Raw genomic sequence first — 13,561 nt, forward strand, 5'->3', positions numbered from 1 at the left:
GCTATCATTCTCATTGCATCGTGAGGAGAATCACGGAAAAATGCGCACGAAATTCTTTTCTGGGACAGTAGGTTGATATGAAGGTACTGGTTACCGGTGCGACCAGCGGCTTAGGCCGCAACGCGGTGGAATATCTGCGTAACAAAGGCATCAGCGTCAGAGCGACCGGGCGAAACGAAGCGATGGGCAAGCTTCTGAGCAAAATGGGCGCCGAATTTGTCCCCGCAGATTTAACCGAACTGGTTTCATCTCAGGCCAAGGTGATGCTCGCCGGTATCGATACCCTCTGGCACTGCTCAAGCTTCACCTCGCCGTGGGGCACGCAGCAGGCCTTCGATTTAGCCAACGTCCGCGCCACCCGTCGCCTTGGCGAATGGGCCGTGGCCTGGGGCGTTCGCAACTTCGTTCATATCTCCTCTCCTTCGCTCTATTTTGACTATCACCACCACCACGAGGTGCGGGAGGATTTCCGCCCTCAGCGCTTTGCCAACGAATTTGCCCGCAGTAAGGCGGCGAGCGAAGAGGTGATTAATCTACTGGCACAGGCGAACCCCAATACCCGCTTTGCCATCCTGCGCCCGCAGGGTCTGTTCGGCGCTCACGACAAAGTGTTCATCCCCCGCCTTGCGCAGATGATGCAGCATTACGGCAGCGTGCTGCTGCCCCGCGGCGGCAGCGCGCTGGTTGATATGACCTACTATGAGAATGCGGTGCACGCGATGTGGCTTGCCAGCCAGCCGCAGTGCGACCACCTGCCCTCCGCCCGGGCGTGGAATATCACCAACGGCGAACCGCGTACCCTGCGCAGCATTGTGCAAAAGCTGATTGATGAGCTGGGAATAAGGTGCCGTATCCGCTCGGTCCCCTATCCGATGCTGGATATCATCGCCCGCAGCATGGAGCATTTTGGCAATAAGTCAGCCAGGGAGCCGGCCTTTACCCACTACGGCGTCTCCAAGCTGAACTTTGATTTTACCCTTGATATTTCCCGCGCCCAGGAAGAGCTGGGCTACCGCCCGGTGGTGACGCTGGATGAGGGAATTATCCGCACCGCCGCCTGGCTGAAAGATCACGGTAAGCTGCACCGCTAGCGTCGAATTAACCCTGGCCGTATTTTTCCAGCAGCGCCTCGGCGATGGCCTGGGTTTCCGCATCGGCGACGCCGTCCCAGCGCGCCGGCCGGAAATGCATCTGAAAGGCCATAATCACCCGTTTCTGCTGCGCTGGCGTCATCTCTGGCGTCACCTGATAGCCGTAGCGGGCGAGTAGATCCAGCAGCTCCGCGCTATCGACCGGCTGCCAGGTCGGGCGATCGTTGAGATAAAAGGCGACCCGCTCTTCATCCGGCCAGGCGCCAATGCCCTGCTCAGCCAGCTGGCGCCAGGGAAATAGCGGCCCAGGGTCGTCCTTGCGCTGTGGCGCAATATCGGCATGAGCCACCACGTTTTGCGCCGCTATGCGGTAGCGGGCGATAATATCCTTCGCCAGGGGGATCAGGGCATTAATCTGCGCCGGGCTAAACGGCGTAAAGCTTTTCACCCCCGCCTCTTTCTGCCAGCCGCGGTTCTCCAGCTCAATGCCGATGGAGGTGTCGTTTATGCGCGTACTACCGCGCCAGAAGCTAATCCCCGCATGCCAGGCCAAATCCTCTTCCGGCACCAGCTGCCAGATGCGCGGCTTGCCGCGGTGCAGCGGCGGTCGTTCAGGGATCAGGTAGTGGGAGCTCACCTGGTTGTCGGTTAAGGTCGCCAGCGAGACGTCAAAATCATCGGCGGTATAGTGAATGACCAGCACCTTCACCCGCGGGTAGGCGGCCTGCGCCGGATGGCGGGTATCCAGCTGATAGCCGTCACGATCGATAATCCCCTTTTCCGTTGCGCAGCCGGCCAGCAGCAGCGCAACGAGAACCATCCCTGCGCTGAGCTTCATCGGGAGGCCCTCCCGGCGCGTGCGGTGAAACATGCCATCAAAAAATCCTTCCTTTTGGCCTAAGAGAGCCTGAGCGTTCCGACATAAGGCGGGGCGAAGCGCTCAAAGGCGGCGTCAGCCAGCTCTCCCGCATTCGGTAAAAGATGCAACCGTTAACACGAAATTATAATAATTACGGACGGCAACAAAAACGTTTCCCCATTCGCGGCGGCGTTAATAACAACCTGTTTTATGATAAACGATAAGCGCGGCGCTGTCTGCCAACGGCGATTCAACGATCGGAACGGCCATTTTATATAAGATAAATTTATACTAACGACAGTTATAAAATGATGATAAGACGATGCTCAACCACGGGCATCATGCAGGTCGCCGCCTGCAATGAAGTCGGGTTCATCTTTTCCTTACGAATTCGCGAGTTAGCGGTCATGGTTTTGTAGTATTTTGCTTGAAATTTTTCCTTAGTTAATTCAGTCTTAATTCGCTCATGAGCAGTTAAAATAAGAGCATGATGATAGCAAGATAAACAATGGAGTTTAAAAAATGAAATATGCAGCTTTAGTAGCAGGTGCAGCATTGTTTTTGACCGCAAACGCTTTCTCCGCAGAAATCTTATCTAAAGAAGATTTTGCCAAGGTTGAGACTCAATATCAGAAAGTCGGTACGATCTCTTCTACCGGCCAGACCGCACCAAGCGATGCGCGCGCTGAGCTGATTAAGAAAGCCGATGAAAAAGGCGCAGACGTTATCGTTCTGTCCTCCGGCAACACTGATAAAAAGCTGCACGTCAGCGCCAATATCTATAAGAAGAAGTAATTAATTCTTCGCGAAAGAAACATTATCATCGGCAGATGATAATGTTTCCCATCCAGAACCGTGCGAGCAATATTTATTTTTAGATAGCATGGCTATTTACCGCTATCGCATTCTGTCATCAAATACCCGCAACGTCCCCGAATAAAACACTCAAACGTCACGCAGGAAGTAAATCGCTGCGCCGGCGTGTTCATGTTTTTCAGCAAACTCATATTTAAAAGCATAAGCCCCTGGCGGTGAGTCAATGCTGTCTATACTTCTGGCTATAAAAATGAGACTCAATTTTAAACATTGCAGGTAGAAAATGAAAAGAATCGCGTTAATTATCTCTGGGCTCCTCTACTCCGGTCTTTCGCAGGCAAGCGCGCTCTATTTTTATGAAATAGGCACAGAAGATGTCGGCCTCGCCGGCGCAGGCCAGGCCGCCAGGGCGCAGGATGCGTCAACGATCGTTACTAACCCCGCAGGAATGACCCGCCTGCCGGATCATATGTTCACCGGCGGGATGCAGGCGATGGGCGGGGATATCTCGTATCAGCTTAAAGATGAGAACGGCAGAAGCAGCCCCGGCAACGTGATGAACGTCTTTCCCAACGCCAGCGGCTTCTATACGCAAAAAATCAATGATGACCTTTACGCCGGCATTGGTCTCTACGGCAACTACGGCTTAGGGATCGATTTTGGCAACTGGGCGGGCGATCGGCTGATCAAGAAAAGCACCATGGTCGCGATGACGCTGAGCCCGTCGCTGGCCTACAAGCTCAACGACCGTCTCTCCATTGGCGCGTCCGCTAACCTTAACTACGGCTTCCTTTCCCTGACCCGCAGCGTTGATGGAACCGAGCAAAAGGACAAGGATCGCGACTGGGCCATGAGCTATCGTCTGGGCCTGCTGATGCAGCTGACGGAGCAAACCCGCGCCGGTATCACCTGGACCAGCAAGACGGACTACAGCTTCAATATTGACGGTAAGGCTCGCTTACCCAATCTGCCGAATACCGAGTACGACCTGCCGATTTCAGCCCAGGTTCGCGCACCGCAGCAGATCATGCTGAGCCTTGTGCACGACATCAACAAGCAGTGGTCGGTGATGGGGGATTTGGGCTGGCAGGACTGGAGCCAGTTCGGTAGCCCGCAAATCACCGTTGTCGGCAAGGAGAGCAACAAACAAAACCGCCTGAAGGACTCCTGGCATACCGCGGTGGGCGTCCAGTACCGGCCAACCGAGCAGTGGCGTTTGAACGCCGGGGTAGGTTTCGATAGCACGGTATACGATTCGCAGAGCGACGTGGCGCTCACTCTTCCGACCGGCGACGAATGGCGCTTTGCCACCGGCGCGCAGTATCAAATTACGCCGGCAAGCAATATCGGCGTCGCGGTCTCCTACCTGCACATGCAGTCGTCGCATGTGAAAACGCCGGAAATTATCGCCGGGGATTACGATCATCCGTACCTGTGGTTCGCCAGCGTCAACTACAGCTACCAGTTTTGATAGCGAATCTCGCCCGATGCTCCATCGCGCATCGGGCATCGGGCATCAGGCATCGGGCATCGGGCATCGGGCATCGGGCATCGGGCATCGGGCATCGGGCATCGGGCATCGGGCATCGGGCAATATTTGCATGGGCTTAAATCAGTTTGAATAGAAATCTCACCGGTTTTATCTGCAGAATATCCTGCCAGATTTTATGTAAATCAATCACTCCCGCCAGCCCCAGCAGTGCCAGCGTAATCAGTACCGTCGCGGCGGTAACGATCGGCATCAGGCGCACCATATTACGCTGAATTTTATCCTGCTGCTTCGCCCGGCGCTCATCCTTCTCATGCTCGACCAGGGTGGCAATGGCGTTTCCCTGGACCCTATATACGTTATTCTCTACCGCCAGCTCGCCGGAAAAAACCAGTGACGCCATTAACAACGTCACCTTTCGGCGAAACTGCTCGTTGCGAATATGCTGATACCACAGCTTGCCGTATAAAATATCGATAACTTCATCGACCGTAATCCCGGATGAGAGCCTTGAAGGCCGCTGGTGCACAAACTCGTTAACGATCAGACCGAGCAGATATATACGGTCCTGACTCCTCACCTCACGCTCGCGGAAAAAAGCGGACACCACCGCAGCCTTCCCCCTTAAGAGGGCTGTTTTTATATTTAAAATAGGTAGATAGCAGTTAACAAAATAGCCAAAAACGTTAGCGAAGGTTATCTTGCCATATTTTTTATAGCTAACAATCTCACTCTCCATTGCGGCCAGGCGGGCGACAGGAAAAGAAATATCGCAATTGGCAGCAGCCTCTGATGAATTTAAACAGCGTATGCTAACATCGCTGCCGTTAAAACCCGTTAACTGATAGCAGTTACGCTCAACGTCGGCAAAATAGACCGCGTAATAATCGTAAGGATCGCCGCCGCGTTCATTCTTGGCCACCAGCTTTGGTAAATGCGCGGCCCAGATCCTGGCCTTCAGGCTGGCCAGCGTTTTTCTTAACATAATATGTTCCGTCGAGGTAGGTTTCATACTGCCTATAAATATAGCCTGAGATTGACTCAATCTTTTAGCATTAAGCCCGATCGCTGGTTTATTTTTAGCTAAGAATAGGTTTTACAAATCGGCATTTATCAATATAAAAACTGTGCTCTGGTTCCAGAAAATTGCGCGCGCGCTGAGCCAGATGCATTAATTCAATCTGATAACGGCGATAACTTAATAGCTTAGCTCTTAGAGTCAAGCGCATTCTGGAGCCAGTGCGCTATGCTTGAACAGAAACTAATAACGTAGTGAGCTTATAAGGAAATCATCATGCGCTACAAAATCATGGCCTTTATTATCCCCTGCGCGCTGGTACTTAGCGCCTGTACCACCGTTACGCCGGCCTATAAAGATAACGGCACCCGCAGCGGTCCCTGCATCGAAGGCGGCCCGGACGCGGTTGCGCAGAAATTTTATGATTATCAGATCCAGCACCGCAATAGCGACCTGACGGCGCTGCGTCCCTACCTGAGCGACGATCTGGCGAAGCTGCTCGACGACGCGCGCCAGGATCCGTCCCGCAACGCCGTGCTGCAGTCCAACCCGTTCTCCAGCTCGGCCACCCCGGCCGATAGCGCGGATGTCGCCAGCGCCTCCACCATCCCGAACAGCGATGCGCGCAATATTCCGCTGCGCGTTGAGTTCAGACAGGGCAGCAAAACCTGGAAAGATGAGGTGCTGATGATTCAGGAAGGCCAGTGCTGGGCGGTAGATGACGTTCGCTACCTCGGCATTAACGCCCACGCGCCGGCGGGTTCACTGCAACAGAGTCTCGAAAAACGCGGATAAGGGCGCTGAACCTGCTCTACAAAACCGATAACCCCGGTAAAATGTCGGTATTTCATGCGGTAATGCCGACATTTGCTCCCGCCTCCCCCACGAACCCATATTTTGTGCTAAGTTTAGAGGTAAATGCGGGTTACATTTAACTTTTAACGCATAAATATTGCATAACTATTCTGTCAAAGGTAGTATTTGCGGCCTCAATAGCTATTCGTATCAGACTGCCCAGATGAGTATTAAACTAAACGGCATTAACTGCTTCTACGGCGCGCACCAGGCGCTGTTCGACATCACGCTGGATTGCCCGCAGGGGGAAACGCTGGTGCTGCTCGGCCCAAGCGGCGCCGGGAAAAGCTCGCTGCTTCGCGTACTCAACCTGCTGGAGATGCCGCGTTCCGGTACGCTACATATCGCCGGTAACCACTTCGACTTTACCAAAGCGCCGTCTGACAAAGCCATCCGTGAGCTGCGCCAGAACGTCGGTATGGTTTTCCAGCAGTACAATCTGTGGCCGCACCTGACCGTGCAGCAAAACCTGATTGAAGCTCCCTGCCGCGTGCTGGGACTCAGCAAAGATAGCGCTCTGGCCCGCGCCGAGAAGCTGCTGGAACGTTTGCGCCTGAAACCCTACAGCGACCGCTATCCGCTGCACCTTTCCGGCGGCCAGCAGCAGCGCGTCGCCATTGCGCGAGCGCTGATGATGGAGCCGCAGGTGCTGCTGTTTGATGAGCCAACGGCGGCGCTCGATCCGGAAATTACCGCCCAGATCGTCAGCATTATCCGCGAGCTGGCGGGCACCGGCATTACGCAGGTCATCGTCACCCACGAAGTGGAAGTGGCGCGTAAAACGGCCAGCCGCGTGGTGTATATGGAAAATGGCCATATCGTTGAACAAGGGAATGCTGACTGCTTCGCGCATCCGCAGACCGACGCGTTTAAAAACTATCTTTCACATTGATGTTTTTCGGGGAAATGACGATGAAAAAAGTACTGATTGCCGCGCTTCTGGCCAGCATGAGCCTTTCTGCTACCGCAGCCCAGACCATCCGTTTTGCCACCGAGGCGTCCTATCCTCCGTTTGAAACGACCGACGCCAACAACAAAATCGTCGGCTTCGACGTCGATCTGGCTAACGCGCTGTGCAAAGAGATCGATGCCACCTGCACCTTTACCAACCAGGCTTTCGACAGCCTGATCCCAGGTCTGAAATTCCGCCGCTTCGACGCGGTGATGGCCGGGATGGACATTACGCCTGAGCGCGAAAAGCAGGTGCTGTTCACCACGCCTTACTATGAAAACTCCGCGCTGTTCGTTGGCCAGCAGGGCAAATTTACCAGCATCGAGCAGCTGAAGGGCAAAAAGGTCGGCGTCCAGAACGGCACCACCCATCAGAAGTTCATTAACGACAAGCATCCGGAAATCACCACCGTTCCGTACGACAGCTACCAGAATGCGAAGCTGGATCTGCAAAACGGCCGCATCGATGCCGTATTTGGCGACAACGCCGTGGTCACTGAATGGCTGAAGAGTAATCCGAAGCTGGCAGCGGTGGGCGATAAGGTGACGGACAAAGACTACTTCGGTACCGGCCTTGGCATTGCGCTTCGTCAGGGCAATACCGAGCTGCAGCAGAAATTTAACGCTGCGCTGGAAAAAGTGAAAAAAGATGGGACTTACCAGACCATCTATAGCAAATGGTTTCAGAAGTAATCCTCAATGAACGAATTTTTTCCATTAGCAAGCGCCGCCGGGATGACCGTCGGCCTTGCGGTCTGCGCGCTGATTATCGGCCTCGCCCTGGCGATGCTTTTTGCCGTGCTGGAGTCAGTCAAATGGCGCCCGCTGGCGTGGCTGACCACCGGCGTGGTAACGATCCTGCGCGGGCTGCCGGAAATCCTGGTGGTCCTGTTTATCTATTTTGGATCGTCGCAGCTGCTGCTCACGCTCTCTGACGGCTTTACCATCAATCTCGGCTTTGCGCAGATCCCGGTGCAGATGCAGATTGAGAACTTCGACGTCAGCCCGTTCCTGTGCGGCGCGGTGGCGCTCTCTCTGCTGTACGCCGCCTACGCCTCGCAAACCCTGCGCGGCGCGCTGAAAGCGGTGCCGCAGGGACAGTGGGAGTCGGGCCAGGCGCTGGGGCTGTCGCAAAGCGCGATTTTCTTCCGCCTGGTGATGCCGCAAATGTGGCGCCACGCTCTGCCGGGACTCGGCAACCAGTGGCTGGTGCTGCTAAAAGATACCGCCCTGGTCAGCTTAATTAGCGTTAACGATCTGATGCTGCAAACCAAGAGCATTGCCACCCGCACCCAGGAGCCGTTTAACTGGTACATCATCGCGGCGGCAATCTACCTGGTGATCACTCTGCTCAGTCAGTACATCCTCAAGCGTATTGACCAGCGTGCGACGCGCTTTGAACGGAGACCCGGCTGATGCTTGACTACTTACCAGAACTGCTCAAAGGGCTGCATACCAGCCTGACGCTGACGGCGGCCTCGATCGTCGCCGCGCTGATTCTGTCGCTGATCTTTACCATCATCCTGACGCTGAAAACGCCGGTGCTGGTATGGATTGTGCGGGCGTATATCACGCTCTTTACCGGTACGCCGCTGCTGGTGCAGATCTTCCTGATTTACTACGGTCCGGGGCAGTTTCCGTCGCTGCAGGAGTACCCGGTGCTGTGGCATCTGATTTCCGAGCCGTGGCTGTGCGCCCTGATTGCCCTGTCGCTCAACAGCGCCGCCTATACCACCCAGCTGTTTTATGGCGCGATCCGCGCCATTCCTGAGGGTCAGTGGCAGTCCTGCGGCGCGCTGGGGATGAGCAAGAAGGACACGCTGGCGATCCTGCTGCCGTACGCCTTTAAGCGCGCCCTCTCCTCCTACTCCAACGAGGTGGTGCTGGTCTTCAAGAGTACCTCCCTGGCTTATACCATTACGCTGATGGAGGTGATGGGCCACAGCCAGCTGCTGTACGGACGAACCTACGACGTGATGGTCTTCGGCGCGGCCGGTATCGTGTACCTGATCGTCAACGGCCTGCTGACGCTGCTCATGCGTCTGGTGGAGCACAGGGCGCTGGCATTTGAGCGTCGAAGCTAACGTTCGGAAATGCATAATTAGTAAATAGCAAGACGGGTAAGGATGATGACTTACCCGTCTTTTTTTATGCCAATAAAAATACTTATACATCATTATTGAATATAAATTCATTTAATGGCATTGTAAAACCCGGCCGCAAGCACGGCACAACATCATAAGATTGACCGACGGGAGTTCGACGATGAAAAAGTTAGTTCTGGCTGCACTGCTTTCCACTTTCGCTTTTGGCGCCGTTGGCGCAGAAAAAATCAGCTTTGGCGTCTCCGCTACCTATCCACCGTTTGAATCCATGGATGCCAATAATCAGATCGTTGGCTTCGATCTCGACCTGGCGAAAGCGCTGTGCAAACAGATGCAGGCGGAGTGTACCTTTACCAACCATGCCTTCGACAGCCTGATCCCGGCGCTAAAATTTAAAAAATATGATGCGGTGATTTCCGGCATGGACATTACCCCGGAGCGCAGCAAGCAGGTGTCGTTTACCGACCCGTACTACGCCAACTCCGCGCTGGTGATCGCCAAAAAAGATGCCTTCCACTCCTTTGCCGATCTGAAAGGCAAACGCATCGGCATGGAAAACGGCACCACCCATCAGAAATACCTGCAGGATAAGCATCCTGAAGTGAAAACCGTCGCCTATGACAGCTACCAGAATGCGTTTATCGACCTGAAAAACGGCCGTATTGATGGCGTATTTGGCGACACCGCGGTGGTTAACGAGTGGCTGAAAACCAACCCGCAGCTGGGCGTCGCCACGCCGAAAGTGACCGATGCGCAGTACTTCGGTACCGGCCTTGGGATCGCGGTTCGTCCGGATAACAAAGCGCTGCTGGAGAAGCTGAACGGCGCCCTGAAAGCGATTAAAGCGGACGGCACCTATCAGAAAATCAGCAGCCAGTGGTTCCCTGAGTAAGCGCGGGCCCTTCCCGGCCCCGGGCGTGAGCGCCGAAACGGACCGCCGGGAAAATCTTACAGCGGCAGGGTAAAGCGGAAGCTGGCCCCTGCCGCCGCCTCCTGCAGGTGAATATCGCCCCCGTGCAGCTGCAGCATGCGGCGCACGATCATCAGTCCTAATCCCCCCGTAGACTCCCGGCGCTGGCCAGGCTCAAGTACCGAAGGTCGTTCAAAGAGGGTTGCCCGCAGCTCGCTGGCGACGCCGGGGCCGCTGTCCGCCACCTCAACGACTATCTGCGACGCCTGCTGGCGCGCCGTCAGGCGAATCACTCCTCCTTCCGGCGTGTGGCGAATGGCGTTATCGAGCAAATTGGTCAGCACCCGCTCCATCATCGATAAATCGGCCACCACCGGCGGCAATCCCTCGGCCAGCGACAGCTGTAAACCGATGCCGCGGGTCGCAATCGCCAAATCGAATTTCTGCGCGACGTCCTGAACCAGCTCGGCGAAGATAAACTTCTCCGGCTGCGGTTTGATGCCGCCATGTTCGAGCCGGGCCAGCTCAAACAGCTGCTGCGACAGATGGCGAACCTTATTGCCCTGGCGCAGCGCGATATTCAGATACTGCTGGCGATCCTCGGCGTTGAGCCGGTCGGCCTTCAGCGTCAGCGTCTCCAGATAGCCAAGCAGCGAGGTCAGCGGCGTGCGCAAATCGTGGGAGATATTGGCGATAAACTCGCGCCGCTGGCGGTCGCTATCGGCCAGACGATCCCACTGATCGGCAATCTGGCGGGCCAGCTCAATAAAGCGATTATGCAGGATCGCCACCTCATTCCCGGGATGCGGGTCGGGCGTCTGCGCCGCCAGGGCTTTGATCGCCACCATGCTGTCCGGGCCGGAGATCGCGACCTGGGCGGTCAGCTGACGCACCGGGCGCGTGACCCAGAACCACGCCAGCCCGCCCGCCAGCAGGCCAAACAGCGCCACCAGCAGCAGCGTCCACAGCAGCAGGCTCCACAGCGTCTTCTGCCAGGCGGTGGCCGCCAGTTCGTTAAAGGTTTCGCCCTGCAGAATGATATAGAGATAGCCACGCAGCTGGCCCTCGAGGCGCAGCGGCGCAACGCTAAAGACTTTCTGCTGTCCGAGGCTGCGGGGATCGTCGCCGTAAACCGGCCACGCGGCGCCGGAGAGGAACGCCTGCACCGGCGCCAGATCGATGCGCTGGCGTTTGATATGGCCCGGCGGCGCGGCATCGGCTAACAGCTCGCCGTCGGGAGAAACCAGATAGAGCTCAACGCTGGGATTAAAAATCATCAGCCGGTCGAACAGCGGCTTCAGCGCCTGGCGATCGACCTCCCCCTGCGCGTCCAGCAGCGGCTCGCGGGCGACAATTTGCTGCGCCAGGCCGGCGGAAAGACGCTGCACCATCGCGTTACCGTACTGCGCGCTGGTATAGAGCTGAACGAGGCACACCGCCGCCGCGCACAGCAGCAGCAGCGAGGTGAAGACCAGCGCCAGGCGCTGGCTCAGGCTGAGACGGCGCATCATTGCCCCACCTCCTTCTTGCGCTCCACGGCAAACTTATAGCCCTTTCCCCACACGGTGAGGATAATTTCAGGCTCCGTCGGCTCGTGCTCGATTTTGCTGCGCAGGCGGTTGATATGGGTATTGACCGTATGCTCATAGCCTTCGTGCTGGTAGCCCCAAACGCTGTCGAGCAGGGAGAGGCGAGAGAAGACCTCTCCCGGATGGCGGGCGAAGTAGTACAGCAGATCGAACTCGCGCGGGGTCAAATCGACAGGCTCGCCGCGCAGTCTGACCTCGCGCGACAGCGGGTCGATATTGAGGCCGTGGCAGGCGATGCGCCCGGCATCCATCAGCAGATTTATCCCCATCGCCTCCTGGCGGCGGAACACCGCTTTGACGCGGGCGATAAGCTCCAGAACGGAGAAGGGTTTGGCCAGATAATCATCCGCCCCCATCTCCAGCCCCTGCACGCGCTGGGTTTCGCTGGATCGGGCGCTGATGATGATCACCGGCAGATAGCGGGTCATCTGGCGGATGCGCCGGCAAATCTCCAGACCGTCAACGTTCGGCAGCATCAGGTCAAGGATCACCGCATCCCAGGGGCTTTTTTCCAGCAGCCTCAGGGCCTCTGCGCCGTCCGCTACGTGGGCAATCTGATACCCCTCGTCCTGCAAATTCAGGCGCAGCAGGGCGGCAATATCATCGTCATCTTCAACTAACAGGATTTTCTTCGCCACCGGTGTCGCTCCGCTAATATCATGCTCTTATTAGCAAAGCTTACCCGATTTTGGCCGGCAGAAGAGTTCACATTTTGTTTAAACTTCGCGGACCAGCAGCGTCAGCACCTCATAGTGCGCGGTGTGGGGGAACATATCGAACAGCTGTACCCGCTCGGTGCGATAGCCCGCCAGCTGAGCGATATCTTTCGCCATCGTGCGGGCATTGCAGCTGGAATAGATAATATAGGGCGGCGCCATGCGGCTTAAATAGTCGCACAGCTCGCTGCCAATTCCACGACGCGGCGGGTTCACCAGCACCAGCTGCGGAACTTCGCCCTCGCCGGTAGCAAAACGGGTGGAGTCCAGCGCCTGGAAACGGAGGTTGCTGAGGCCAAGCTCGGCGGCGGACTGCCGCGCGCAGGCGATGGCCTCTGGCGCAATCTCAATGCCGGTCAGCCGCATCTGCGGGGTGGCGCAGTGCAGGCCGAAACCGCCGACGCCGCAGAACAGATCCCACATATGGTCTACCGGCAGCTGGCGCACCCACTCCCGGGCGGTGGCGTACAGCCGGCTGGCGACTTCGGGGTTGGTTTGAAAGAAGCTTTGCGGGCGGATCCACAGCGGTACCTCGTTGAAGCGCTCCGCCAGCGCCTGCTGCGGGGTGAGGAAAATCTCCTGCTCCCCTTCCATAATCGCCATATGCACCGGCTGAATATTGGCGGTAATCACCTTCAGCTGCGGCAGCTGCGCCTGCAGCCACGGCAGCGCGGCGCGCAGCTGGGCGAGCTTCGCCTCAGAGCGCAGCACAAAGCGCAGCATCATGCCGCCGTCGAGGCGACTTTCGGTGAGCAGCAGATACTTCAGCTCTCCGCGTCGGCGGGCTACCTGATAGGGCGTGAGGCCGGCGCGGGCAATAAACGGCTTCAGCAGGGCGAAGACCGGCGCAAAGCTTGCCGGGTAGAGCGGACAATCGGTGAGGTCTTCAGGGTTGCCGTCGCGATGCAGCATGCCGAGCAGCGGGCGCTCAACGCTGCCGCTGACCACCATTTTGGCCTTATTGCGAAAGCCGGTTTCCGGACCGGAGACCGGTTCGCACCACGTCGCCACCGGGCGTTCTGCCAGCAGCGACCGCAGATCGGCCATTTTATCGGCGAGCTGTTGTTCTGGCGGCAGTTCCAGCCACTGACAGGAGCGGCAGCGGCCCGCGTCATAGAGTGCGCAGTGCATAAAAAGACCTTCAAAAAATCAGGGGCGGGGA

Annotated in this window: 14 protein-coding genes; 9 read left to right on the forward strand and 5 right to left on the reverse strand. The window is 56.7% G+C overall.

Features of this window, described 5'->3' with window-relative positions; all coding sequences use genetic code 11:
- The first annotated feature begins 77 nt into the window (after positions 1-77).
- Entirely contained in the window at positions 78-1,091 is a 1,014-nt protein-coding gene (locus MMW58_RS19615; RefSeq protein ID WP_133597033.1) for an NAD-dependent epimerase/dehydratase family protein, read from the forward strand.
- A gap of 7 nt (positions 1,092-1,098) precedes the next feature.
- Here MMW58_RS19615 and MMW58_RS19620 read toward each other — a convergent pair whose 3' ends face one another.
- Positions 1,099-1,929 carry an N-acetylmuramoyl-L-alanine amidase gene (locus MMW58_RS19620; protein ID WP_241721910.1) on the reverse strand — a complete coding sequence of 277 codons (831 nt, stop codon included), beginning with the start codon at positions 1,927-1,929 and terminating at the stop codon, positions 1,099-1,101.
- A 543-nt stretch (positions 1,930-2,472) separates the two neighbouring features.
- Here MMW58_RS19620 and yahO point away from each other — a divergent pair.
- A complete protein-coding gene (gene yahO, locus MMW58_RS19625) occupies positions 2,473-2,745 on the forward strand; it encodes a DUF1471 family periplasmic protein YahO (protein WP_041147562.1) in 273 nt (90 codons plus the stop codon).
- A gap of 304 nt (positions 2,746-3,049) precedes the next feature.
- Complete coding sequence (locus MMW58_RS19630; RefSeq protein WP_241721911.1) at positions 3,050-4,237, forward strand: OmpP1/FadL family transporter; 1,188 nt, start codon at positions 3,050-3,052, stop codon at positions 4,235-4,237.
- Positions 4,238-4,373: 136 nt separating this feature from the next.
- Here MMW58_RS19630 and MMW58_RS19635 read toward each other — a convergent pair whose 3' ends face one another.
- Positions 4,374-5,240 carry a hypothetical protein gene (locus tag MMW58_RS19635; RefSeq protein WP_241721912.1) on the reverse strand — a complete coding sequence of 289 codons (867 nt, stop codon included), beginning with the start codon at positions 5,238-5,240 and terminating at the stop codon, positions 4,374-4,376.
- 309 nt (positions 5,241-5,549) lie between these two features.
- Here MMW58_RS19635 and MMW58_RS19640 point away from each other — a divergent pair, with 309 nt between their 5' ends.
- From MMW58_RS19640 to artJ, 6 genes are all read left to right on the forward strand, one after another.
- The gene (locus MMW58_RS19640) at positions 5,550-6,068 is read left to right on the forward strand and encodes a lipoprotein (protein WP_241721913.1); all 519 of its coding nucleotides are present in this window, start codon (positions 5,550-5,552) and stop codon (positions 6,066-6,068) included.
- A 223-nt stretch (positions 6,069-6,291) separates the two neighbouring features.
- Positions 6,292-7,020: an arginine ABC transporter ATP-binding protein ArtP gene (artP, locus tag MMW58_RS19645; RefSeq protein WP_041144760.1), complete on the forward strand. Its 729-nt coding sequence runs from the start codon at positions 6,292-6,294 to the stop codon at positions 7,018-7,020.
- A gap of 20 nt (positions 7,021-7,040) precedes the next feature.
- Positions 7,041-7,772: an arginine ABC transporter substrate-binding protein ArtI gene (artI, locus tag MMW58_RS19650; protein ID WP_045855432.1), complete on the forward strand. Its 732-nt coding sequence runs from the start codon at positions 7,041-7,043 to the stop codon at positions 7,770-7,772.
- 6 nt (positions 7,773-7,778) lie between these two features.
- Positions 7,779-8,495, forward strand: a complete 717-nt coding sequence (artQ, locus tag MMW58_RS19655; protein WP_123707160.1) for an arginine ABC transporter permease ArtQ — start codon at positions 7,779-7,781, stop codon at positions 8,493-8,495.
- Positions 8,495-9,163, forward strand: a complete 669-nt coding sequence (gene artM, locus MMW58_RS19660; RefSeq protein WP_133597027.1) for an arginine ABC transporter permease ArtM — start codon at positions 8,495-8,497, stop codon at positions 9,161-9,163. Before artQ ends, artM begins: the two co-directional genes overlap by 1 nt.
- Positions 9,164-9,344: 181 nt before the next feature.
- A complete protein-coding gene (gene artJ, locus MMW58_RS19665; protein ID WP_241721914.1) occupies positions 9,345-10,076 on the forward strand; it encodes an arginine ABC transporter substrate-binding protein ArtJ in 732 nt (243 codons plus the stop codon).
- A 56-nt stretch (positions 10,077-10,132) separates the two neighbouring features.
- On the opposite strand, the gene MMW58_RS19670 is transcribed toward artJ, so the two are convergent.
- From MMW58_RS19670 to rlmC, 3 genes are all read right to left on the reverse strand, one after another.
- Positions 10,133-11,605 carry a sensor histidine kinase gene (locus tag MMW58_RS19670; protein ID WP_133597026.1) on the reverse strand — a complete coding sequence of 491 codons (1,473 nt, stop codon included), beginning with the start codon at positions 11,603-11,605 and terminating at the stop codon, positions 10,133-10,135.
- Positions 11,602-12,321 carry a response regulator transcription factor gene (locus MMW58_RS19675; RefSeq protein ID WP_241721915.1) on the reverse strand — a complete coding sequence of 240 codons (720 nt, stop codon included), beginning with the start codon at positions 12,319-12,321 and terminating at the stop codon, positions 11,602-11,604. Before MMW58_RS19675 ends, MMW58_RS19670 begins: the two co-directional genes overlap by 4 nt.
- Positions 12,322-12,399: 78 nt before the next feature.
- The gene (gene rlmC, locus MMW58_RS19680) at positions 12,400-13,530 is read right to left on the reverse strand and encodes a 23S rRNA (uracil(747)-C(5))-methyltransferase RlmC (RefSeq protein ID WP_241721916.1); all 1,131 of its coding nucleotides are present in this window, start codon (positions 13,528-13,530) and stop codon (positions 12,400-12,402) included.
- Positions 13,531-13,561 lie beyond the last annotated feature (31 nt).

Origin of the sequence: Klebsiella sp. HC6, from assembly GCF_022605325.1 — a bacterium.
In the GTDB taxonomy this organism is placed as follows: domain Bacteria; phylum Pseudomonadota; class Gammaproteobacteria; order Enterobacterales; family Enterobacteriaceae; genus Klebsiella; species Klebsiella terrigena.